The 23027-nt window shown below is 66.3% G+C and carries 16 protein-coding genes; 5 read left to right on the top strand and 11 right to left on the bottom strand.

What is annotated here, in order from left to right:
- Positions 1 to 74 precede the first annotated feature (74 nt).
- Complete coding sequence (locus ACY9XZ_RS01400) at positions 75 to 1052, top strand: prohibitin family protein (RefSeq protein WP_463455309.1); 978 nt, start codon at positions 75 to 77, stop codon at positions 1050 to 1052.
- Positions 1053 to 1096: 44 nt separating this feature from the next.
- Positions 1097 to 2080 (top strand): NAD-dependent epimerase/dehydratase family protein, encoded by a 984-nt coding sequence (locus ACY9XZ_RS01395; RefSeq protein ID WP_463455308.1) that lies wholly within the window; start codon positions 1097 to 1099, stop codon positions 2078 to 2080.
- A gap of 3 nt (positions 2081 to 2083) precedes the next feature.
- Here ACY9XZ_RS01395 and ACY9XZ_RS01390 read toward each other — a convergent pair whose 3' ends face one another.
- Both ACY9XZ_RS01390 and ACY9XZ_RS01385 read right to left on the bottom strand, forming a co-directional pair.
- The gene (locus ACY9XZ_RS01390) at positions 2084 to 3154 is read right to left on the bottom strand and encodes a TrmB family transcriptional regulator (RefSeq protein WP_463455307.1); all 1071 of its coding nucleotides are present in this window, start codon (positions 3152 to 3154) and stop codon (positions 2084 to 2086) included.
- Between the two features lie 182 nt (positions 3155 to 3336).
- Complete coding sequence (locus tag ACY9XZ_RS01385; protein ID WP_463455306.1) at positions 3337 to 5970, bottom strand: glycoside hydrolase family 3 protein; 2634 nt, start codon at positions 5968 to 5970, stop codon at positions 3337 to 3339.
- 150 nt (positions 5971 to 6120) lie between these two features.
- Between ACY9XZ_RS01385 and ACY9XZ_RS01380 the strand changes: the two genes are divergently transcribed.
- The gene (locus ACY9XZ_RS01380; protein WP_463455305.1) at positions 6121 to 7179 is read left to right on the top strand and encodes an NAD(P)-dependent glycerol-1-phosphate dehydrogenase; all 1059 of its coding nucleotides are present in this window, start codon (positions 6121 to 6123) and stop codon (positions 7177 to 7179) included.
- On the opposite strand, the gene ACY9XZ_RS01375 is transcribed toward ACY9XZ_RS01380, so the two are convergent.
- The 3 genes from ACY9XZ_RS01375 to ACY9XZ_RS01365 form a co-directional block, all read right to left on the bottom strand.
- The gene (locus ACY9XZ_RS01375; RefSeq protein WP_463455304.1) at positions 7176 to 7691 is read right to left on the bottom strand and encodes an NUDIX hydrolase; all 516 of its coding nucleotides are present in this window, start codon (positions 7689 to 7691) and stop codon (positions 7176 to 7178) included. The two genes, ACY9XZ_RS01380 and ACY9XZ_RS01375, sit on opposite strands and share 4 nt — an antisense overlap.
- Positions 7692 to 7814: 123 nt before the next feature.
- Positions 7815 to 9626, bottom strand: coding sequence for a S9 family peptidase (locus tag ACY9XZ_RS01370; protein ID WP_463455303.1), 1812 nt, complete (start codon positions 9624 to 9626; stop codon positions 7815 to 7817).
- A gap of 83 nt (positions 9627 to 9709) precedes the next feature.
- The gene (locus ACY9XZ_RS01365; RefSeq protein WP_463455302.1) at positions 9710 to 11500 is read right to left on the bottom strand and encodes a DUF2339 domain-containing protein; all 1791 of its coding nucleotides are present in this window, start codon (positions 11498 to 11500) and stop codon (positions 9710 to 9712) included.
- A 140-nt stretch (positions 11501 to 11640) separates the two neighbouring features.
- On the opposite strand from ACY9XZ_RS01365, the gene ACY9XZ_RS01360 reads away from it, so the two are divergent.
- Positions 11641 to 12699, top strand: a complete 1059-nt coding sequence (locus tag ACY9XZ_RS01360) for a glycosyltransferase (RefSeq protein ID WP_463455301.1) — start codon at positions 11641 to 11643, stop codon at positions 12697 to 12699.
- A 19-nt stretch (positions 12700 to 12718) separates the two neighbouring features.
- Here ACY9XZ_RS01360 and ACY9XZ_RS01355 read toward each other — a convergent pair whose 3' ends face one another.
- Positions 12719 to 14458: a Na+/H+ antiporter NhaC family protein gene (locus tag ACY9XZ_RS01355; RefSeq protein ID WP_463455300.1), complete on the bottom strand. Its 1740-nt coding sequence runs from the start codon at positions 14456 to 14458 to the stop codon at positions 12719 to 12721.
- A gap of 96 nt (positions 14459 to 14554) precedes the next feature.
- Here ACY9XZ_RS01355 and ACY9XZ_RS01350 point away from each other — a divergent pair, with 96 nt between their 5' ends.
- Positions 14555 to 16420, top strand: coding sequence for a DEAD/DEAH box helicase (locus ACY9XZ_RS01350; RefSeq protein ID WP_463455299.1), 1866 nt, complete (start codon positions 14555 to 14557; stop codon positions 16418 to 16420).
- 27 nt (positions 16421 to 16447) lie between these two features.
- Here ACY9XZ_RS01350 and ACY9XZ_RS01345 read toward each other — a convergent pair whose 3' ends face one another.
- From ACY9XZ_RS01345 to ACY9XZ_RS01325, 5 genes are all read right to left on the bottom strand, one after another.
- Complete coding sequence (locus tag ACY9XZ_RS01345; protein WP_463455298.1) at positions 16448 to 17941, bottom strand: globin-coupled sensor protein; 1494 nt, start codon at positions 17939 to 17941, stop codon at positions 16448 to 16450.
- Positions 17942 to 18077: 136 nt separating this feature from the next.
- On the bottom strand, positions 18078 to 20543 hold the full coding sequence (gene folP, locus ACY9XZ_RS01340) for a dihydropteroate synthase (RefSeq protein ID WP_463455297.1): 2466 nt from the start codon (positions 20541 to 20543) through the stop codon (positions 18078 to 18080).
- 114 nt (positions 20544 to 20657) lie between these two features.
- On the bottom strand, positions 20658 to 21344 hold the full coding sequence (locus tag ACY9XZ_RS01335) for a hypothetical protein (protein WP_463455296.1): 687 nt from the start codon (positions 21342 to 21344) through the stop codon (positions 20658 to 20660).
- Between the two features lie 42 nt (positions 21345 to 21386).
- The gene (locus ACY9XZ_RS01330; protein WP_463455295.1) at positions 21387 to 21935 is read right to left on the bottom strand and encodes a hypothetical protein; all 549 of its coding nucleotides are present in this window, start codon (positions 21933 to 21935) and stop codon (positions 21387 to 21389) included.
- Between the two features lie 36 nt (positions 21936 to 21971).
- Positions 21972 to 22958 (bottom strand): formate/nitrite transporter family protein, encoded by a 987-nt coding sequence (locus ACY9XZ_RS01325; protein ID WP_463455294.1) that lies wholly within the window; start codon positions 22956 to 22958, stop codon positions 21972 to 21974.
- Positions 22959 to 23027: the final 69 nt, after the last annotated feature.

Raw genomic sequence — 23027 nt, 5'->3', positions numbered from 1 at the left:
CTATGTCTGTCGGGCCAAAGAAGCGAGCATGGTCCCCGCACAACCAACTGTGCAGTATCGAGAGGGAACACACCATGAGTGATATCCCGGGCCCCGACCCCGACCCCGACTCCGGGTCCGGTATCGACGTCGATGTCGGCCGTGGCCTCCGTATCGCTGTCAGCGTTGTCACCGTACTTGTCGTCGCGACGGCGCTGTTCGGCGGGTATCATCAGGTCCCAGAAGGCCATGTCGGCGTCCAGAAGTCGTTCGGTGCGGTAACCGGCGACGAACTCCAGCCGGGCGCACACATTATCGTACCTGTCAAGGACTCCGTCCAAGACGTTGAGATACGGCCACGGACCTACACCATGGCCAATACCGAAGGCGAAGGAAACAGAGCAACCCAGTCCGATGCGGTGACCGTCCAGACGATCAACGGAACGACGGTCGACATCGACATCACCGTCCGGTACAAGGTCGAGGAGGCAGACGCCTCGGGGTTCGTTACCGAATGGCGGAGCGTCGGACAGGCAGAAGAGCGACTCATCCGCCCGTCCGTCCGGTCGCAGCTCCGTGACGAGGCCGCGGGCATCCAGACGAGTGAGATATACACCAGCGATGGCCGCGAGCGGCTCTCCGAGGCAGCCCAGGTGACACTTGAATCTGCCTTCGAAGACGAAGCGCTCGTCCTCCAGGAGGTCCAGGTCCGGGATGTCGACCTGCCGGACTCGTACGATCAGGCGCTCAACGACAAGGAAATCGCGAAGCAACGCGTCGAGGAGAAGGAGTTCGAGATCCAGCAGGCCGAGCGTGACAAGGAACGACAGGAGGTTCAGGCCGAAGCCGACGCACGCGTTATCGAAATCCGTGGGGAAGCGCTCCGGGACAATCCGGTTGTGTTGAGACAGCAGTACGTCCAGAGTATCGATGACTCTGATAAGGTCATCTTGGCAACCGACGATGAAGGGACGCCGATTATCCTTCAGACCGGCCGGAGCAGCGGTGGCAACACTTCTGATTCCGATACAGGATTCTCGACGAACGTGACGAACGCGACAGCCGGGAACTGACCGCGCGGGCCTACCATTTTAGTCCCGCCACCCGACCGCGTACTATGGACAACGTCCTCGTCATCGGCGGCGGTAGGTTCATCGGCCGACACACGGTCACCGAGTTCTTCGACGCGGGCTACGACGTGACGATGCTCACCCGCGGCCAGCGCCCGAACCCGTTCGCTGACACCGATGTCGCCCACGTGGAAGGCGACCGGCGCGAGCGGGAGACGCTCGAAACCGCGCGCCAGCGCGCCGACCCGGACGTGGTCGTCGACTGCGTGGCGTACTTCCCGGAGGACGTGCGGGCAGCGACTGACGTATTCGGCGATGTCGATGCGTACGTGTATGTCTCAAGCGGCGCGGCCTACGGCGTCGAGCGGACGCCAAAGCGGGAGGGAGAAACGCCGCTTGCTGGCTGTACCGACGAGCAGGCTACGACCGACAGCAGGGCGACATACGGCCCGCGGAAGGCCGAGGGCGACCGCGAGGTGTTCGCCGCCGCTGCGGACGGCGTGCGGGCGATGAGCGTCCGGCCGACCGTCGTCTACGGCCCCCACGACTACACCGAGCGGTTCGCCTACTGGGTGAACAGGGTAGCCGAGTACGACCGCGTCGTCGTCCCCAGCGACGGCCTCAGCCTGTGGCAGATGGCCTACGTCGAGGACGTGGCGAGCGCGCTCCGTCTCGTCGCGGAGCGAGGGACGGCCGGCGAGGCGTACAACGTCGGCGACGAGCACGCGCCGACGCTCCGGGAGTGGGTCGACCTGCTCGCCAGGGTCCACGAGACGGCCGTCGAAACCGTCGGCGTCGGCGAGCGCGAACTCGCGGCGGCGGGGCTCGATCCCGACGATTTCCCCATCTACCGCGACTCACCGCATCTGCTGTCGACGGCGAAACTGCGCGACCTGGGCTGGTCGTCGACGCCCCACGAGACGGCGCTGGCCGTGACCGTCGCCGAACACCGGGAGAACGACCGGACCGGCCGGGAGTTCGGGCCCGACCGCGAGGCGGAAGCGGCGCTCATCGACCGCCTGACCGACTGAGGACTACGCCCGGCGGAGCGTCGTGTGCTTGACCTCGTAGTCTTCGAGGAACGCGCCGTACCCGCCGACGGTGATCCGTTCCTGTCCCGTATCGACGACTAGCGAGTTTTCGAAGCCGAAATCGCTGTTGTGTGGCTCGATGAGGTTCTGTCGGACATCGACTACCTCGCCGGATATCACTTCGAAGTCGTCGTCGGAGCCTGTCGGCCGTGCGTACAGATCGGCAACGACGGACTTCCCGGCCCGGAGCGCGAGCGTTGTCGTGAACACGACGGGGCGAAACATGTCGTACCGGGCCGGAAGTGACGGGGGTCGCGAAACGAGGAGTTCCTCGCCGATGGGCCAGTAATTGCCCAGGTAGGAACCGACCAACACCGCCGAGACCGCCTCCTGCGTAAACGTGATCGCGTTCGTCTGGTCGTGGTCCCAGCTGAGCATCGTCGACGGGGAGACGAATCCTCGCTGCTGGTCCGTCGCAACCAGCGAGGGCGCGCCGTCGAGACCGAGGCGGACGGCGTTGGCGACCCCCTCCAGCTCCAGGTCCATCGCTGCTGCGTCGTAACTCGACAGCGTCAGCAGCACGAGGATGCCCCGCTCGCGGGCACGACGGAGTGTCTCGTTGATCTCCGGCAGTCGCCGGGCTGGGACCTGGAGCACGACCTCGCATTCGGCGGCCTCGATATGCTGTTTCAGGCGCTTGATGATGGTCGGTCTGGATTTGACCACTTCGAAGGAATTGTCGTCAGTCGAGTCGTCCTCGTAACGGTTCTGGACCGCCGTCTCCAGCGTCTCGAGTTCGCGCTTCAGCGCATCGAAGGCCTCCGACGGCGGCGTCGCACGGATGACCGTCGGCGTCCGATGGTCGTCGACGGAGACGAAACCGTCCGCGGCCAGCGAATCACAGATGTCGTACACGTAGCTCTTAGAGACCCCTGCCGTCTCAGCCACCGTCCGGGCCGTTGCCGGTCCCGTTTCGACGACAGCGAGGTACGTTTCCGCCTCCGTCTCGGAGAGTCCGTACTGCTGGAGTCGGTCCCGAACCGTCGCGTTGGGTTGGCGTGTGGGGTCAGGCATGATGAGCGGGTCAGAGCGGGCCGCGTGGCCCCGAATCACGGAGCCGCTGTGTCAGGTAGTATCATCGAAAGTATATAATAATTAGTCCGGGTGCGGGCGGACCGAAGCGTGTCGGCGCGGGGTAGTGGTCCGCGAGACAGAGCTGTCCCCGAAACAGGCGGTGTTAGACCGCGACGGCCCTCTCAGGACCGCTGTCGGACCTCATCCAGGAGGTCGACGACGTCCTCCATCGTCGGGTCGCGGTTACTACTGCTCCCGTTCCCATTGCCGTTGTTTCCGTTGTCGTTCCCGTTATTCCCGTTGCCGTTATTACCGTTCCCGCTATTCCCGTTTCCGTTGTTTCCATTACCCCGACCGGGGTTGCCGCCAGATCCATCCGGGAGGCCCGGAACGGGGTCCGGGTCGGTGATGCTCGCCGTGTTCTGGACGGTCAGCGTTGTCGTCGGGCCGTCTTGGCCGACAGTGAGTTCGTACTCACCGGCTTCGACGACCTTCGGGGCGAGTCCGAGCATGTTGCCGGGTACAACCTCCAGCGCAGTGAGGTCGGCCGTCACGTCTACTGTGGTCGACTCGCCGGAGTCCAGTGAGACGCGTTCGTAGCCGAGCAGCCGCCGCATCGGCTGGAGCACCGAGCCGTAGGACTGGGTGTTGAACACCTCGACGATGTGTTCGCCGGCCATCTCGCCGGTGTTCGTCACCTCGACGCTGACGGTCACTTCGGACTGGTTGGCCGGGTTGCCGACGGTGGGCTGTGTGACCGAGACGCTGCCGTACTCGAAGTCAGTGTAGGAGAGTCCGTGGCCGTACTCGAAGACGGCTGTGTTGTCCGTCCCGCCCGTCGTTGTCGGTTCGTAGCGGTTGTACTGTACGGGCGTGGTACCGACGTTTTCGGGCCAGCTGAACGGGAGTTTGCCGGACGGATTGGACTCGCCGACCAGCGTCTCGGCGATGGCGACCCCGCCGTCGCTGCCGGGCTGGCCGGCAAACAGGAGGGCGTCGAGCTGGCTGAAGGTGTCCGGGGATCCCCGCGGCGCGCCGGCGAGCATGACGCCGATGATCGGGGTCGAGTCATCGGTGGACTCGACGACGGTCTCCAGAAGCGCCTGCTGGGACTCATCGAGCACCAGTTCGTCCCGGTCGCCGAAGCCTTCGTTGTGGGTTCCTTCGCCGATGACCACGACGACGGCGTCGGCTTCGGGAGCCGCCGATTCGACCTGTGACCGTTGCTCGTCGGTGAAATCGAAGTTGCCGTTCTCGTCGCTCTGCTGGTTCTCACCGTCGCCCTCGCCGGCCCACCAGGTGGTGTTCTCGTACGACGTGGGGACGTGCGTGAGACTACCGACGCGGGACTGCAGTTCCGCTTCGAGGAGGTTCTGACGCGGATACGGGCCGCCGGCGCTGGCTCCCTGCCAGCCGAGCGTCCAGCCGCCGTGTTGCATCAGCGCGCGGGTGTTGTTGCCGTCGCCGTCGACACCGGGGCCGGTCAGCAGGACGCTCTCGTCGCCCGAGAGCGGGAGCGTGTCCGCGTCGTTTTTTAGAAGTACCATCGACTCCTTGGCCATTGTTTCGGACGCCTCCTGTGCGCCGCCGAGCACGTTCCCGATGCGGGACTCGTCGACCGTCGGCTGGTCGAACAGGCCAAGGTCGGCCTTCAGGTCGAGGATCCGCCGGACCGCTTCGTCGATGCGCTCCATCGGAATCGCGCCGTCTTCGACGAGGCCGACCACGGTGTCGATGAACTGGACCGGTCCCGGCGCGTCGCCGCCGTTGCCGATCATGTACATGTCGATACCGGCGTTGATCGCCATCTCGGTCGCCGTTTCGAAATCGGGCGCGTAATCGTGGTTCGTGATCATCCGGTTGAGGTCGTCCCAGTCAGAGACGACCATCCCCTCGTAGCCGTAGGTGTCCCGGAGCAGCGTCGTCAACAGCCAGTGGGAGGCGTGGGCCGGGACCCCGTTTATCGAGCCGCTGTTGACCATCACCGTCCCGGGTTCGGCCTCCAAAGCCTCCCGGTACGGCGGGAGGATGTTCGTCCGGAGGTCGCGCATGGACGTCGAGGCCGGCGCGCGGTCGTTGCCGTTGTTCGGGATGGAGTAGGCCGCGAAGTGTTTGACACACGCCGTCAGCCGGTCGTCGTCCTCCAGTGCTTGCGCTCGGACCCGTGAGACATCCGCTTCGAGCTTCGGGTCCTCGCTGATGCCCTCGAAGAAGCGGCCCCAGCGAGGGTCCCGCTGGAGGTCCGTCGTCGGGGCGAACGTCCAGTGTGCGCCCATCGAGGCCGTCGAATCACTCGTGTGGCGCTCGGCCTCCGCAATCAGACTCAGGTCGCGCGTCGCACCCATGTTCAGCCGCTGGGGGAACACCGTCGCCCCCTCCAGCAGGCCGTTCCCGTGTGTCGCATCGACGCCGTAGAGGAACGGGATGTCGTGGTCGGCGTTCTCCAGGTTGTACTCCTGTAGGGCGTTGATACCCTGGACCACCTCGTTGGCGTCGAAGCTCGGCGGCTCGGCCCCGCCGGAGAGGATCGACCCGATGCCGAGTTCGCTGAAGTACTCGCCGACCGTATCGACCCCGAAGCTGTCGGGGACGTTCGATTCTTCCGGCTCCGCCTCGAAGGAGCTGATCGCGACCTGTGTCATCTGGGCCGCTTTCTGCTCCAGCGTGAGGTCGTCGATGAGTGTGTCCACGTCCGGTTGCGCCGCGGCGGTCCCAACACCTGCACCGGTGGCGGCCGCTGCCGTGGCCATCCCGGTCGCTTTCAGAAACGTCCGCCGAGACGCTCGCATGCCGTCGTCAGTCGTGTCATGTGCCATGACAGGCGCACCCAAACAGTGATGTTAATAATTGTTTTTGGAAAACTGATGTGGGATAGTTGTCAACACATTTGCGTACGGTTCGCCATCGGGCCCTGACTGATCCTGTGCACCTAAACTGTTTTCACGCGTGGCCGGGGACAGGCTACCATGTTCGAGAAACGCACCTGGATCCGCCTGCCCCGGAACGTCGTGGTCGGGCACGGGGTCCTCGGGCAGACAATCGAGGCCGTCAGCGAACTCCATCTGACCGGGCGGCCGCTCATCGTCTCCAGTCCGACGCCACACGATGTCGCCGGCGAGCGGGTCGTCGCACAGTTCGAGGACGAGGGGTACGACCCCTCCGAGATCGTCATCGAGGAGGCCAGTTTCGACGCCGTCCAGCAGGTCATCGACCACGCGAGCGACATCGACGCCGGCTTCCTACTGGGGGTCGGCGGCGGGAAAGCAATCGACATCACGAAGATGGCCGCCGACGACCTGGGGCTTGGCTTCGTCTCGGTGCCGACGGCCGCAAGCCACGACGGCATCGTCTCCGGCCGGGGCTCGGTCCCCGAGGGCGACACGCGCCACAGCGTCGCCGCCGAACCGCCGCTGGCCGTCATCGCCGACACGGAGGTGCTGGCGGAGGCCCCCTGGCGGCTGACGACTGCCGGCTGTGCCGACATCATCTCGAATTATACTGCGGTTCGGGACTGGCAACTAGCCCACCGCCTGAAGAACATCCACTACTCCGAGTACGCCGGCGCGCTCTCCCAGATGACCGCCGAGATGCTCGTCGAGAGCGCCGACTCGATAAAGCGGGGGCTGGAGGAGTCCTCGTGGATCGTCGTGAAAGCGCTCGTCTCCTCCGGCGTCGCGATGTCCATCGCCGGCTCCTCGCGCCCGGCCAGCGGCGCGGAACACCTGTTTTCCCACCAGCTGGACCGGCTCGTCCCCGACGGCGCGCTCCACGGCCATCAGGTGGGCGTCGGCTCGATCATGACGGAGTACCTCCACAGCGGCCAGAAGGGCAAGTGGAAAGACGCCAGAGACGCCCTGGCGGCCATCGGCGCGCCGACGACGGCGGACGAACTCGGCATCGACGACGAGACGGTGATCGAAGCGCTGACGACGGCCCACCAGATCCGCGACCGCTACACGGTGCTCGGCGATGGCATGAGCGAGGAAGCGGCGATAGAAGCGGCGACGGTCACCGGCGTTATCTAAACCAGTTCCGCGACCGCGACTTCACCCGGATCGTCCCATCGGATCGAGACTTCGGTCTCGTCAGCCGCCTCGGCGTCGCCGTCTTCGAGGTCGGCGCTGTTGATCTCGGCGTCGAACACGATACTGAGGCGATACACCGTCTCGGCGTTCGGGTCAGCTTCGTTGCGGACGCCACAGATAGTCGCCCGTACTGCGTCCCGAATGGAACACGCGACGCCGGCCGTCTCGGTGACGACCCGTTCGACCGCCGTCGCCGGGCGCTCCATTCCCTGCGTTTGCCCCTTTGGAACCTCCCATGACCCGTCAGTGTCACTGAGCAGCACGTCCCCCGACTCGTTGTGGACGAACGCGTGTACGTCCACCTGCCCCTCCCGTGAGCGCTCGACGGCACGCTGGTACGCCTCTCCACCCACCGAAAAGGTGGCCTGGTCCACCGGCGTCGAGCCGAACTCCTGTTCGAGACGGGCGAGGCGCTCCTGCACCCGCGCTCGCGAGCGCTCGGCTATCTCCATACGAAACGCTCCTTCGGGAACATCATAAAGCCGCCTGAACGTTTTCGTCGTTTGAAATCGCCCTATAAAAACGTGCTTGCCGTCCGATAGCCGCGCCCTCCCCGGGTCTCCCGGCAGCGCTGCTCAGACGTGTTGGTCGAGGAACTCGACGACAGCGGTGTAGGCCTCGATGCGGTTCTCCCGCTTGCTGATGCCGTGGCCCTCGTCGTCGAAGACGAGTTTCTCGACGGGAACGCCCTGCTTGGCCGCCTGTTCGGCGATCTGTTCGGCCTCGCCGACGGGGACGCGCGGGTCGTTGGCCCCGTGGAGGACGAACAGCGGCGCGTCGATGCGGTCGACGTTGTTGATCGGCGAGATGGATTCGAGGAACTCCCGATCCTCGTCGAGGGAGCCGTACTCGGCCTCGCGGAGTTCGCGCCGCCAGTCGCCGGTGTTCTCGAGGAACGTCACGAAGTTGGCGATGCCGACCACGTCGACGCCGGCCGCCCAGAGGTCGGGATACTCCGTCAGCGCCGCCAGCACCATGAACCCGCCGTAGGACCCGCCCATCGCCACGATTCGGTCGGGGTCGACGGCCGGGTGGTCGTGGAGCCAGTCGACGCCGGCCCGCAGGTCCTTCACGGAGTCCATCCGCTTTTCCACGTCGTCGAGGTGCGTGTAGGCCTTCCCGTAGCCGGTCGAGCCGCGGACGTTCGGCTCGAAGACGGCGTAGCCCCGCGAGAGGAAGTACTGGGTCAGGCCGGAAAAGGACGGGCGGCGCTGGCTCTCCGGACCGCCATGGATATCGACGATGACGGGCGTGTCGCTGTCGGCGGTGGTCCCATCAGCGGCGGCCGCCGGCAGTGAGAACAGCGCCGGAATCTCCCGCCCGTCGAAGGAGTCGAATCTGACGACTTCGGGCTCAATGAACGTCTCACGCGGGATGCCGGCCGTCGAGGCGGCCGTCCACTGCTCGCTCTCGCCGGTCTCAGCCTCGACGACGAACACGTTGGTGTTGACCGTTCGTCCGGTGACGCTGACGGCGAAACGTTCGGCGTCGGGTCCCCAGGAGACACCCCCGGCCAGCCCGCCAGGCAGGTCCGGCGTCGGGAACGTCTCGATGGTGGTCGGGCCGGTCAGTTCGCCGACGGTGAGTTCGTTGTAGCCGTCGACGTTGCGCGAGTACGCCAGCCGGCCGCTGTCCCGGTCCAGCGCGACGCCGTCGATGTTCCACCGGTCGTCCGAGCGCACGATGTCGAGGTCGCCGTCCAGCGAGAGGCGGGCCAGTTCGAGCGTGTCGCTCTCGGCGTCGGTGACGAGATAGAGCCCGTCGCCCTCCGGCCCCCAGGACGCGCTGGTGTAGCGGACCTTCCCCTCGTGTGGCGTGAGATGGGTTAGCTCCTCCGCGTCGATATCCAGCACGTAGATATCCTGGTCGAAACTGGAGTAGGCTTCGCTGACGAGCAGGCGCTTTCCATCGGGCGAGAACCCGCCCACGGAGAGCCAGCCGTCGCCCTCCCAGACCAGTTCCGCGTCGTCGCCGGTCGCGTCGCGGTCCTGCACGTAGATGTCGAAGACGGCCTCGTCCCGGCGGTTCGACGCGAAGGCGAAGCGCTCGCCGTCGGGCGACCAGCCGCCCCAGCGGTGTTTCGCGTCGGGCATCCCGGTGAGTTCGTGGACGTGTCCGTCAGCGTCGAGCCGGTACAGCTGGGCCCGCTCGTTGCCGCCCTCGTCCATGCCGAAGACGAGCTCCCGGCGTTCGGGCGAGTAATCGACGAAGCTCACGGTGTCGTCGTAAAAGGTCAGTTGCTCGGGCCAGCCCTGTGGCTCATCGAGCGACCAGAGCTGGGCGACGCCGGTCGTGTTCATCAGGAAGGCGAGCGTGCCGTCGGGCGCGAACGAACTGCCGTAGGCGCTGCGGACGTTCAGATAGCGAGAGAGGTCGTACGCGGTCACGACCGGAGGGACGGCAGGGATCGGCAAAACCCTTTGTGGCGACCGCGGCTTTCGATTCGGGGCCGCCGAGGGAGCAACGGCTGCTACCCAGTAAGCCGCTGTAGCGGCGTCTCACCCTGCCAGCGAGCGTACGCGTACGAGGCGACGAGGAGGATGCCGCCCAGCACGAGAAACGAGAGGGTCCGGGCGAGCGTATCGAGCCCCCGAGTGTCGTAGAGGAACACCTTGGCCGTGACCAGGCCGAGGACGACGACGCCCTGAAGCCGACGGCTGCGGTCGTCGAGTGTGAGACCGACTCCGACGAACGCGAGCCCCAGAACGGCCCAAGCGACCGACAGCCCGGCACCCGAAAGCTCCAGGCCCAGGAGCACCACCGCGAGTCCGGTCGCGGTCCAGGCGTACGGAGTCGCCACCGAGAACTCGCGGTCCGTGGCAGGTACCGTCGCCGATACGCCCCCGGACCACCGGGCGAGCGCGTAGAAGACCGCGATACCGAGCAGGTAGGCGGCGGGCCGTCCCGTCGCAGTCGCCAGCGGGTCCGCGAGCGAGAACGCCGGTAGTTCCGTCGCGTCCACGGCGAAAAGCTTGGCGACGGTCCCGACAGCGACGAGGTGCCCACCGAGACGGACCGCTCCGGCGTCGCGGCGGGCGCCGACCACCAGTGCCCCACTGAGCAACAGGAGGAGGCCGACGGTCGCGAGGAACGGGTCGGCTGCGAGGACGACGCTGACCGCGAGCAAGGCGACGGCAAGCACTCCGGCCGCACTGTCCCGCTGGCCTACCCGTGACTCGGTGACTGTGTACACGCCGCCCAAAGCGAGTCCGACCGCGCCGACGGCCACTCCGTCCGGTGCCGTCGGGACGAGATTACGAACCGTTCGTTCCAGCAACACCGCGGCGAACCCGGCATTGAGCGCGGTCGCCGCGTCTACCTGACGGCGGTGGACCCCGTCTTTTCGTCCGCTCGCACGGAGTACGTACCCGCCGGCGACGTACATTCCGAACGTCACTGCGAGAACGACGACGGCGACCGCTTCGGGCGGCTCGACCGTCTCCAGCCAGGCGACGTGGAGCACGTACGCCGGGAGGACGCTGCCGAGGACGAGCCGGCTCCACGGCCGGACGGCGGCGATGGCCACCAGCCCGGCCGTGAGTAACACGACGTAGGCGGGCGAGACGACGAAGGTACTGGCGTCGAGTCCGACGTAGGCAGTGACGTAGCCCAGCAGGAACGCCTCGCCGGCGACGGCGGGCGCACGGTCCCACACTGAGATAGCCACGGTGGCGGAAACGAGGGCCGTCAGGGCGAGCAGGACCGTCCACAGCGGGGTTCCGAGGGCGGCCCGGTACGACTCGAAGCCGTAGGCCGCGTAGACGCTGAAATACGCGATTGCGAGCCCGGTTCCCGCGACGAGTCGGCCCCATCGGTCGTAGCCCTGGCGCTCGGCGGCATACCGGCCGCCAGCGAGCAGTGCGAGTCCGCCTGCCGTGCCGGTGAGCACGCGCCCCAGCGGTCCGAGATAGCCCGCCTCGATAGCCAGGCGGATGAAGAAGACGACGCCGACCACCAGCGCGAGGCCGCCGACCCCGCCGAGCCACTTCATGCCGATGTCGCGCTCCCAGTTCCGTTCGTCGGGCGGTGCGTCGCTGTCGGCTGTCTCGCCCGTCTCCGGTGCTGGCTCCGAACCGTCCGGGGACCTCGGTTCGGCTTCCGCCGTAGCCGACTCGACCGCTGTACTGGCAGCTTCCTCCTCGGCCGACGGCGGCGGATCGGTGTCGAGTGCCGATTCCAGGGCGGTGATGCGTGCGTGGAGGGCATCGACCTCCGCGCGGAGTTCCCGCACTTCCGCGCCGAGGTCGTCATCATCGCTCATACACCGTCACGTTGCGGAGTCGATGTAATAAATATCCAGTCGAACGGCGGTCCGTGGGGCGGCTCGGACAGCGGACTCGCTGTCCGCTGCCGTCAGCCGTGAACGGGTGGATTTTTGAGCGGCCACGTCGTCGCCCCTGTATGCGTGTCGCGGTCGTCGCCATGGAGACGAGTCAGTACCGGGACACAGTGGGCCGAACCCGGCTGGAGCGGGTGGCTACCGAACTGGCCGCCGCCGGCCACGACGTGACCGTGTTCTGTTCGCAGTGGTGGCCCGGGTTCGACAATCAGCGCGAACGCGACGGCGTCACCTACCGCGCCGTCACCGTCTCGCCGACCGTTCCGTCCTTCTGTGTCCGCCTGCCGGTCATGCTCGCCCGCTATCGGCCCGACATCGTTCACGTCCACCCGACGCCGGCGTCGGTCGCGCTCGCGGCCAACATCGGCGCGACGCTTTCGCGTGCGCCGCTGCTCACGGAGTGGTTCGGCGACGAGGACGTGCCCGAGAGCCGCCGGGCAGACCTCGCACTCCGGGCGTCGGATTGCCTCATCACCCCCTCCGAACTCGTCCGGACGCGGGTCCGCGAGCGCGGGGCGACGGCCGACCAGACGGCGATACTCCCACAGAGTATCGACATGGACCTCGTTCGGGAGACCGAGGCCGACGAGGAGATCGACGTGGTGTACGCCCACCGACTCGACGGCACCGCGAACGTCGAATCGCTCCTGCTCGGCCTCGCAGAACTCAGACAGAAGGGCTGGTCAGCGACGATCATCGGCGACGGGCCGGAACGGGCGTACTACGAGCAGGAAGCCGCCGACCTCCGCATCGACGACCGCGTGACCTTCGTCGGCGCGTGCGATATCGAAGAACGCGTCTCGATTTATAAGGGTGCGCACGTGTTCGTCCAGACCGCGTTCCGGGAGTGCTTCGCCACGGACCTCCTCTGGGCGATGGCCTGTGGCTGTATCGGTATCGTGGAGTACCAGGCCGAATCCTCGGCCCACGAACTCATCGAGCAGCGCGACCGCGCGTTCCGGGTGACGAACCCACAGGAGATCGCCGACAAGATCGTCGAATCGGCCGACTTCGAGCGATGGACCGTCGACGAGTCCTGCGCCGAGTACGACCACGCGCACGTTCGAAGCGAGTACGAGGAACTGTACGAGAGACGAATCGAGGACTACGGCTTTTTGTAGCTAAATCGCACTCTGCTGCTCAGTACGGGATGACGCGGAACCCCTCGGGGAGCACCAGCCCGAACACGAGAAACAGCGCGGCCGCGACGCCCGCCGCGATGAGGGCGTACGGCGCTTGACTCCTGACGTGGACCATGTGGTCGCTCCCGCTCGTCGACGACGCCAGGACGGTCGTGTCGCTGATGGGCGAGGTGTGGTCGCCGAAGATGCCGCCGCTGAACACCGCGCCGAGGACGAGCGGGAGGTTCGCGCCCGTGGAGAACGCCAGCGGGATGGCGATGGGGAACATGATACCGTAGGTCGACCACGACGAGCCATCGGAGAAGCTGACGAACGAGGTCACGAGGAAGACACCGACCGGAATAACAAACGCCGGGACGCCGCCGAAGACGTTCGTCACGAACGACGAGATGCCGAGGATCGACACCGCGTTCTGGATGGAACTGGCGAACATCAGGATGACGGCCGCCAGGAAGATGCCCTTGAAGCCGACCAGCATCGCATCGGTGGCGTCGTCGTTCGAGGGGATGTCACCCTTCCAGCGGTACAGTAGGAAGGCGACGATCAGCGCCGAGAACGACGCGAGGCCCAACTGGACGCCGCCGATGTTGAACGCCCACGGGCCGCTCGGCGGGGCGATGAGCTGCCAACTGCCGAGCTGGAGCAGCGTGGTCCCCATACCCTCTTTCCCCTCGACGAAGATGACCGGGCTGGCCCGCCAGAACATCGCGCCCAGCCCGACGACGATCATAGTCAGGATGGGCCAGGCGAAGTTCCGCCAGTCCGGCGTGGCGGTTTCGGACATCTCGTACTCGTCCATTTCCGTCGAGATCATCGGGTCGGCGTCGTCGCCGACGACCTTCCCCTCGGTTCTCGCGCGGGACTCTTCTGTCCCCATGCCGTAGATGTTCGGTACGACCTGCCACGCGACGAGGCCCGCGAGACCGAGCGCGATCCAGGAGTAGAAGCCGGTAAACAGCGTGTTGAAAAACAGCGGCCAGACGGCACCGGTCGCCGCGGTGACCTGGTCACCGCCGGTGTTCACGAGGTTGGCCATCCCGGACGGGAGCGTCCCCTGCTTCTGTGCCTCGACGAGACCGCTCCCCATGAACCCGACCATCGCGGCCCCCCACGTCGAGTAGAACGCGAGGCGGGACGCCGGTGAGCCCGCTGAGTCGACGTAGTAGGCCAGCTTGGCCCGCGAGACGTCGAACTTGTCCGTTAGCGGGCGCATCATCGAGCCGACCACGAGGCAGTTGAAGTAGTCGTCGATGTGGATGGCGATACCCGCGAGGAAGGCGGCCTTCTCGGCGTCTGCGGCCGAATCTGCTCGTGCCACCAGCGCCTCTAGCACGCCCTGGATCGCCCCGGATCTGATCATCAGTCCGATCAGCCCGCCGATGGCGAAGATTGCCAGTAGGACGTTCTTGACGTACCACTCCCCGAACAGCGGGGCCGTGGCGATTATCTCCGGCACGAGTTTCAATCCGAATATCGCCCCGAGTACGATACCACCGACGCCCACCGTCCAGGGACTTCCGTCCTCGGCCTGTGGCTGGACGGTCGCCACCTCACCGCCGGCGGTGATCAGGTCCGACGGGACCCCGACAGCCTGGGGATGTAACGCGCCGACCAACACGCCTGTGACGACGATGCCAACGAACAGCCCGATGAGGGCGTCCCGGGTGTACCAGGCGAGACCGATTGCGACGAGCGCGGGAACGATAGACCACGGCCCTGCGGCGATTCCTTCGACCATGCCGGCAGGTCCGGATGGCGCTATATTAATGTGCGTATTTGAGGCGGCGGGTGCCCAGACGAAACCCGTTTGAGCGTCGGTCCCCTCCCATCGGTAGTGACAGCCGAGGAGCCAGCCGACCGAGACGAGGACTCGGACCCCACCACGGAACTCGAACTCGACGACGTCTACGACGCTATCGACGCCGTCGGCCGACCACATCTAACGGCGACGGAGCTCTCCCGGAAGACGGACCTGACACCCGACCAGGCGCGGGCGGCACTGGAGGGGCTCGCCGACGACGGCGATATCGAGCGCCAGGACGTAACCGAGGTCGAGTCAGTGTGGTATCCGACGGATATCGCCGAGGTAACCGACCGCGAGCGCGTGGTGCTTTTCCCGGACCGTCGCGAGGTCGTCGTCGAACACCCGGAACAGTTCACGCGGGCGCAACTCTCGCAGTTCGCCCGCCTGCAGGACACCAACCGCTCGGGCGGCTACGTGTACGAACTCCGCGAAGAGGACATCTGGGCCGCGCCCCACGAGTCCCTGGACGACCTCCTGGCGACGATGCGGGACGTCCTGGGTGAGCGCTCACCTCACCTCGAAGAGTGGGTGACGAGCCAGTGGGAGCGCGCCCGGAAGTTCCGCCTGAAGACCCACGAGGACGGCTACGTCGTGCTCGAAGCCGAGAGCGACGACCTGATGGGCAACGTCGCCCGGCCGAAACTCGACGACGACCACCTCCGGGCACCCATCTCGGACTCGGAGTCGTGGGTCAACGAGGACGCCACGGCCGAAATCAAGCGCACCCTCTACGAGGCGGGCTACCCGGTGCGGGACGACCGCGACCTGGAGACCGGCGACGCCATCGAGATGGACCTCCTGCTGCGCCTGCGTGACTACCAGCAAGACTGGGTCGAGCGGTTCACCGAGCAGGGGTCGGGCGTGTTCGTCGGCCCGCCGGGGTCGGGCAAGACTGTCGCCGCGATGGGCGCGATGGCCGCCGTCGGCGGTGAGACGCTGATTCTCGTCCCCTCCCGCGAACTCGCGACCCAGTGGCACGACGAACTGGTTCGCCACACTTCGCTGACCGACGACGACATCGGCGAGTACCACGGCGGCGAGAAGTCTATCCGGCCGGTCACCATCGCCACCTACCGCACCGCCGGGATGGACCGCCACCGGAAGCTGTTCGACCAGCGCAAGTGGGGCCTCATCGTCTTCGACGAGGTCCATCACGTCCCCTCGCCGATTCACCGCCGGAGCGCTGACCTCCAGACCAAACACCGGCTGGGCCTGACCGCCACGCCGACCAGAGAGAGCGACGACGAGGAGGAGATATTCACGCTCATCGGCCCGCCCATCGGCACGGACTGGGGGAAGCTGTTCGACGAGGGCTACGTCGCCGAGCCGGAGGTCGAAATCCGGCTCGTCCCGTGGGGCAACGAGACCGAGCAGTCCGAGTACAGTTCCACGTCGGGCCACGACCGCCGGCAGGCCGCCGCCAGCAACACCGGAAAGATCGACGAGATCCGCTACGCGCTGGCCGAGAACCCCGCGGCGAAGGCACTGGTGTTCATCGAGTACTTAGACCAGGGCGAGGCCATCAGCGAGGCCATCGACGTACCCTTTATCAGCGGCGAGACGCCACACGCCCGCCGGGAGAAGCTGTTCGACCAGTTCCGCCGGGGCGAACTGAACACGCTGGTCGTCTCCCGCGTCGGCGACGAGGGGATCGACTTGCCGGACGCCGAACTCGCTATCGTCGCTTCCGGGCTGGGCGGGTCCCGCCGGCAGGGCGCACAGCGGGCCGGGCGGACGATGCGCCCCGCCGGTGACGCCCGGATGGTCATTCTCGCGACGCGGGGGACGACCGAGGAGGACTTCGTCCGCCGGCAGATGCGCCACCTCGCCTCGAAAGGCATCCGCGTGACCGAGACGGAGGCCGAGGCCGTCGAGCCGCCCGAACCAGAAGGGTAAGCGAAGCGCGCTGGCTACTGATCGAAGTTACTCCGTCTCCGTGTCGAGTCGCCGCGCGGTCTCGGCCACGTCCTGAATCTTCTCCGTCTGTTCCTCGTTCGTCGCCGCGAGGTCGTCGAGCTGTGCCGACATGTCGTCGATGCCGCTCGACAGTTCGTCGATCATGCTGGCGACCTCTTCGGTCGACGCCGCCTGATCGTCGGTCGCTGCCGACACCTCCTTGATTCCCTGTGCCGCCTCGTTGACCGCAGACACGATCTCTTCGAGTCGTTCGGCCGCCACCTCTACCTGATCGATACCGTCGGTCACCTGCTCGGTTACGGTTTCGAGGCTCTCGACGGCGTCGACGGTCTCGTCCTGGATCTCCGTGACGGTGTCTTCGATACGGTTCGCGTGCTCCTGTGAATCCCCTGCGAGCGTCTTGATTTCGTCGGCGACGACGGCGAACCCGTCGCCCGCCTCCCCCGCGCGTGCGGCCTCGATAGACGCGTTCAGGGCGAGCATGTTCGTCTGGTCCGCGATATCGTTTATCACCTCGACGATGTCGTCGATCTCGTCGGCCTGCTCTTGCAGGCCGGCGATGTCCGAGGAAACCGTGTCCACGGCGTCGTCGACGTCGTTCATCATGGTCGCGGCCTGCTGTGCGGCTTCGTTTCCGCGTTCGGCCTTCCGCTCGGCCGACGTGCTGGTACTCGCGACTTCCTCGGCGGTCGAGGCGATTTCCTCGATGGTCGCGCTCATATCCGCGACCTCGCCCGCCACTTCGTCCATCGACTCGGACTGGGCCTCGGCAGTCTCGGTGATCTGCTGGTTCGTCTGCGCGACTTCTTCGGCTGAGGCACTCAGCTCGTCGATAGGCTGCTGGAGTCCGCTTTCGACCTCCTGCATCAGCGCTTGCTGGTCCTCGATTGCTGATTCCAGGCGCTGGCTGTAGGAGTCGATGTACGTGTCCATCGCCACCTGCTGATCGAGGTTGAGGAGTTTGAATACGGAGAGCGCCCGCGACTGCATCGTTTCGAGCGCCTCGTCTCGGGTCGCGTCGCCCGACTGGAGGTCGTTGACGATTGTCCGCAGGAAGTGTTCGAAGTAGATGCTGTAGGCCCCGAGATAGATCTTCGGCCCGAGATCGAGCATGTCGTGAATCCTCCCGATACGAGCCCGGTTCTCGAAGTACTGTTTGTCGTAGCTCCCGCCGACGAGGTCCCGGAGGTACTGCGACTGGGTGTTTTTGAGCTGGTCGACCGACTTGGTTGACCGCCCCAGGATCTCGACGCTCTCGTCGAACGACTGGAGGTGATCGTAGAAATCGTCGACGACAGCGTCGGCTTGTGCGGTCGTCTCGTCTGCCATCGCAGTGAGATTGTCGACGTCCGCCTCGTCGAACCCGGTGAACTCCTTCCGCCAGCGTATCTCCTCGGCGTCCAGTCCGATACGGTCGGTAAGTGTCGCGCCGTCGACGCCAGATCTGTCAGATTCAGTGATACGTTTTCGAGAGCCCGTGCTCTCGCTCTGGAATGCCATGGCGAGACTCAAAGGACGTGGGGGTTATATGTTCGCCCCCGATTCTCACCCTTGAGAAATATAAATAGCCAGCACAAAAATTTGGGGTTGCCGGTCACATCCGGCGATGATCCGGCTGGCTGTTCGGCTGTTCGGCTCAATCCTCGAACGTCTGTGGATCACGGGCCGCCTCGGCGACCCGAACTGCGGCGACGTTCTCGGGCACGTCGTGGACGCGAACGATATCGGCCCCCCGCTCGGCCGCCAATGTCGTCCCGGCGATGGTCGCCTCCAGACAGTCGCCCGCCTCCTGTCCGACCAGTCCGAACAGCGACTTGTGGGAGTGGCCGACCAGGATAGGGCAGCCGAGTGCCTCGAACTCCGGGAGGCGGTCGAGTAGTTCGAAATCCTCTGTGGGTGATTTCCCGAAGCCGATGCCCGGATCGACGATGATCTGGTCCCGGTCGAGTCCGGCCTTCTCCGCGAGCAGGACCCGCTCGGTTAGCTGGTCGATGCAGTCACCCACCACGTCGTCGTAGTGGATGTCGCTGTCGGGGTCGACCGGCGTCTCGATGGAATGCATCACGACGACGGGCACGTCGTACTCCGCGGCGACCAGCCGCATCTCGGGGTCTTCGAGGCCCGAGACGTCGTTCAGGATGTCCGCGCCAGCGTCCAGTGCCGCCCGGGCGACGGGGGCCTTCCGCGTGTCGACGGAGAGCGCGACATCCAGGTCCGAGAGCGCCTCGATGACCGGGACGACGCGGTCGATCTCCTCTTCGACCGGGACCGGATCGGCACCGGGGCGGGTCGACTCCCCGCCGATGTCGATGATGTCCGCGCCCGCCTCGACCATCCGCTCGGCGCGGGCGACGGCGTCCTCGACCGCGTTGTACTCGCCGCCGTCGTGGAACGAGTCCGGCGTGATGTTGCAGATACCCATGACGGCCGTGCCGTCGTCCCAGGGGTAGGCTGTCGACGTGTCCGCTTCTGGTTGCTGGATGGACAGGGCCGCCCGCAGTTCGTCGGCGAATGACGCCAGACCGTACGGCTGCCCGTCCAGTTTCTCCACGAGGCGCTTGTACTGGGCCATCGTCGCCATCATGACCACGTCCAGTGACTCCTCGTCCTGGTCGTTCAGGCCGGAGATGGCACACTCCCCGCCCAGGGACAGCAGTTCCTCCTTGAGATACTGGGCCTGCCGTGGCTGGACCCGCGTTCGCAGGACGCGGTGAACGCCCTTGCCCCGCATCCGCCAGGCGCCGGCGTCGGTGACGTGTGCGTCCGCGATGGTCTGGCGGGCCTCGGCCAGCGAGTCGACCTGCTTTGGGACCAGCGAGCGCGACCAGCGCGTGCGGGCCTCCCGGACGGCGTACAGCGACCCCGTCACGAGGACTGCATCGCCGGATTCCGCGGCATCGAGCGCGATACCGAGCGCGCCAGCCACGTCGTGGCGCGTCTCGACCGTCGCGTCGGTCGCGTTCTCGACTGCGGCTGCGACGACGTTGTGTGACTCCGCTCGGTCGACGTCCGGCTGACAGGCGACGACGTGGTCCGGGGCCGGCAGCGCCGCGGCGATGCGCTCGTGGTCCTTGTCGACCATCGCACCGATGACGACGTGGAGGTCGTCGTAGTCGAACGAGGACAGCGTCTCGGCAGTCCGCTCGATGCTTCCGGGGTTGTGGGCCCCGTCGAGGACGACCAGCGGCGATTCGTCCATCACTTCGAACCGACCGGGCCAGTGGGCGTTGCGCAGGCCGCGTTCGAGGGCCGTCTGCGAGACGTCCGCGACCTGCCGGCACAGCGTGGCCGCGATCCCGGCGTTCTGTGCCTGATGCGCGCCCAGTAGCGGGAGGAACGTATCGACGCTCCAGTCGGGGCCGTCGACCGAGACCGACCCCTCAAGCCCCTCACGCCCGTCGTAGGTCACCGTTACGTCGGTTTCGGACGGCCCCTGATCTGTCTCGACTGCGCTGCCGACGGTCACGACGTCGTCGGCGACTTCGCGGACGGCGGCGAGCGCGTCGTCGGTCGTTCCGGTCACCAACGGGGTGTCGTCGGGGGCGACGTGGGCTTTGTCGCGGGCGATCTCTTCGACGGTGTCGCCGAGGATATCCGTGTGTTCGAGCGTCACGGACGTGACGGCGCTGGCGACCGGGTCGACGACGCTCGTGGCGTCGTACCGGCCGCCGATACCGACCTCCAGAACCGCGACGTCGACCTCCTGTCGGTCGAACTCCCACAGCGCCATCGCGGTCAGCGTCTCGAAGAAGGTGGGCGAGTCGTTGGCCGCGCCCCGCTCGGTCACGTACGCCCGGACCGATTCGACGAACTCGACGAGGGCGGCTTCCGAGAGCTTCCGGCCGTTGATTCGGATCCGTTCGCGCACGTCGTCGAGATGCGGCGACGTGTACAGTCCGACGTCGAGGCCTGCTTCCCGCAACGTTCGTTCGACCATCCGCGCGGTGGACCCCTTTCCGTTGGACCCCGCGATCTGGACACAGCGAAGCCCCTCCTGTGGGTCACCGAGCGACGAGAGCAGGTCCTGCGTGGCATCAGTACCGGGTCGCGAGGCGAACCGGCGCAACTCGAAGAGGAAGTTCGCGGCCTCGTGGAACTCCATGGTCGGGCTATCGGAGCCGCTCGCTTTAGCCTGTCGGACTGTTGCGTGTGTCCGGCGAGAAGACGCCTCGAACAGCCCGCTCACCCAGCTGTCACCCACCGGACACGGTGACCGTTACGGCTGGTCGGTGCGGTCGCGCGTGGCCCACCGGCCGAGTGCGCTCGACAGAATCAGGAACGCGGCACCCAGCAGCGGTGCCGGGTCGATCTTCGCCGCCGGTCGCTCGTCCGCGTCTGTCTCGGGTTCCGTCTCGTCCGCCGCCACGGTCGCCGATTCGGCAGCGCCGGCCGGCTCGGTATCTCTCCCGGTGTCCTGTCGTCGGTACTCTGGCTCAGTCTGTGGCATCTCTGTGGCCAACGCTGTTTCCTGGGTCCCCGGCGTCGGCGTGTCGTCGGCGTCTTCCGCCGCTGCTTTCGGCTCGAAATCCGGGTCTGTCGGCGATGGCGTGTCGACGGTCGGTTCGGCCGGTGGCGGCGTCTCGCTCGGGCTTTCCGTGGCCCACTCCGACGCCTCCTCGTCGGTGCCGGCAGCGTTGCGGCGGCGGTACCACCAGAGTCCGGCCGTAGCCACGCCGAGGGCGATGAGCGACAGCCCCGTGCCGAGCAGCCCCCACTGTCGCCAGAGCGACCTGAGACGGTCGGTTAGCCCGGGGCCGGAACTCTCGGCGCCGTCCGATTCCGCTGGTGCCGGTGTCGAGCCAGCGGTGGCGTCGTCGACAACGGCGACGCCGGGAACGGCGTCGAGCACCGTGGCGACGGTGTCCCGCTCCACCTCGACTTCGAGAAACGTCGGTGCGTCCATACTCGACCTGTCGTCGGGCGACCATGTAAAACCCGCTCAGTGCTACTCGCGGGCCGGCTCCCGCTCGCGGTCGGTGTCTACGGACCGCGTCGGCTCAGTCTCCGCTTCGAGGTCCCCCAGTGGCTCGGAAGCGAGGTCCTCCAGTGACTCGGTGGCAGATTCGTCGCCGAGCAGCGCCTGCAGTTCCCGCTCGTAGGTGTCCTCGGCGATCTCTCCTTCGACGTATCGGCGCGTCAGTTCCTCGTGGCGGTCCTCGACGGACGGCGCGAACGTTTCGGAGAGGCCGAGCGACGCAAGCGGTGGGACGACTGACTCAAGCCCTGCAAGCCCACCAGCGACGCGCTGGCTCTTCGGTATCGACGCCCGTCGGGCCAACGCACGGACCAGCGCGACCGAGAAGACGACATCTAGGCCCACGAGCAACAGCGTCCCGAGCAGGAACCCGGCGACGGTCTGGACGACCGCGCCGCCGCCGAGAAGCGCCCCGACTGTCGCGACGACACCGACGATTCCCAGCCCGACAGCTCCCAGCGTCGTCAGAACGACGGCAGCAAACAGAAACAGCAGGCGGTTATCTCTCACCCAGTTCACACCAACGATAGCCGGAGCGCGTTGAAATGGTTTGTGTCAGGGTTCTTCTTTCGGCGGCTCCGTCTCGCTTCGGGGGACCTCGTCAGTCGCCGGTACGTACGAGCGGCCGGAGGCAGACAGCCCGCCCCAGACCCACTCTCGGAGGGTGAGCTGGCGCTTTGACCCTTCGTTCCGCGCTGTTTCGAGTCGCCGTTCGGTCGTATGGAAGTAGTTGACGACGGTCACGAGCACGACGCCACCGACGGAGTTGCCGACGAGCACCGGCAGGACGAACTCCCAGAGGCCGACAGACAGCGCCAGCTCGCCGATAAACACCAGATAGAACATCTCCGTCGCGGAGACGACGACGTGATAGAGGTTTCCGAACGGGATCGCCAGAAAGGCGATGTAGATCAACGCGAGCCGTGAGATGCTGTCTCGTAGCGAGTAGTCGACCCAGACGACGCCGGCGACGATGAGGCCGGCGAACACCGCTTTCGAAAACAGTGTTATCTGTGAAGTCTCGATTGCCTTCTGTGCGAAGCCAGCGGCAGCGACAGATGCGTCGGTCGAGAGCACGTCAGTGAACGCCAGCGCCGCCGCGCCGAGCATCCCGCCGAAGACGTTTGACACGAGGACGACGACCCAGATACGCAACAGCGACGGGATGCTCGACAGCCGTTCGAGAACGAGCGCGACCGGCGGGAGCGTGTTCTCGGTGTAGAGCTGGTAGTCCCCGAGAATGATGAAGACGAACCCGAGCGGGTACAGCAGTGCGCTCAGTATCGGGTCGCCGCCGGTCTTGGCGTACAGCGACGCGTACAACATAAACGTCACCGTGATAGCGAACCCGCCCGCGATACCGGCAAAGAACAGCTCGCGGGTCCCGGAGGTCACCTCTTCGTCGGCCGCGACGATGATACGCTGAAATATCTCGTCCGCCGAGAACCGGTCCCGGATGACGCGTCCGCCCGCCGGGGCACCACTCCGGGAGACGTCCACAGCGTCGCGGACAGCTTCTTCTCTGTCGTCGTTGTCTGCCATCGCCCGGGGATTCAATAGCCGGTATGAAACGTCTTTCGTTGCCGACAGTGGCCTCGCGGAACAGCCCGC

The sequence above is a fragment of the Haloarcula sp. HT12 genome (genome assembly GCF_055271655.1).
The sequence above is the reverse complement of the archived record's forward strand: the minus strand, read 5'-3'. Positions and strand labels throughout refer to the sequence as shown.

What these genes read in the sequence shown, in the direction of transcription:
- ACY9XZ_RS01400 (WP_463455309.1), top strand. Translation starts at nt 75, where the DNA reads ATGAGTGATATCCCGGGCCCCGACCCCGACCCCGACTCCGGGTCCGGT.
- ACY9XZ_RS01395 (WP_463455308.1), top strand. Translation starts at nt 1,097, where the DNA reads ATGGACAACGTCCTCGTCATCGGCGGCGGTAGGTTCATCGGCCGACAC.
- ACY9XZ_RS01390 (WP_463455307.1), bottom strand. Translation starts at nt 3,154, where the DNA reads ATGCCTGACCCCACACGCCAACCCAACGCGACGGTTCGGGACCGACTC.
- ACY9XZ_RS01385 (WP_463455306.1), bottom strand. Translation starts at nt 5,970, where the DNA reads ATGGCACATGACACGACTGACGACGGCATGCGAGCGTCTCGGCGGACG.
- ACY9XZ_RS01380 (WP_463455305.1), top strand. Translation starts at nt 6,121, where the DNA reads ATGTTCGAGAAACGCACCTGGATCCGCCTGCCCCGGAACGTCGTGGTC.
- ACY9XZ_RS01375 (WP_463455304.1), bottom strand. Translation starts at nt 7,691, where the DNA reads ATGGAGATAGCCGAGCGCTCGCGAGCGCGGGTGCAGGAGCGCCTCGCC.
- ACY9XZ_RS01365 (WP_463455302.1), bottom strand. Translation starts at nt 11,500, where the DNA reads ATGAGCGATGATGACGACCTCGGCGCGGAAGTGCGGGAACTCCGCGCG.
- ACY9XZ_RS01360 (WP_463455301.1), top strand. Translation starts at nt 11,641, where the DNA reads ATGCGTGTCGCGGTCGTCGCCATGGAGACGAGTCAGTACCGGGACACA.
- ACY9XZ_RS01355 (WP_463455300.1), bottom strand. Translation starts at nt 14,458, where the DNA reads ATGGTCGAAGGAATCGCCGCAGGGCCGTGGTCTATCGTTCCCGCGCTC.
- ACY9XZ_RS01345 (WP_463455298.1), bottom strand. Translation starts at nt 17,941, where the DNA reads ATGGCATTCCAGAGCGAGAGCACGGGCTCTCGAAAACGTATCACTGAA.
- folP (WP_463455297.1), bottom strand. Translation starts at nt 20,543, where the DNA reads ATGGAGTTCCACGAGGCCGCGAACTTCCTCTTCGAGTTGCGCCGGTTC.
- ACY9XZ_RS01335 (WP_463455296.1), bottom strand. Translation starts at nt 21,344, where the DNA reads ATGGACGCACCGACGTTTCTCGAAGTCGAGGTGGAGCGGGACACCGTC.
- ACY9XZ_RS01325 (WP_463455294.1), bottom strand. Translation starts at nt 22,958, where the DNA reads ATGGCAGACAACGACGACAGAGAAGAAGCTGTCCGCGACGCTGTGGAC.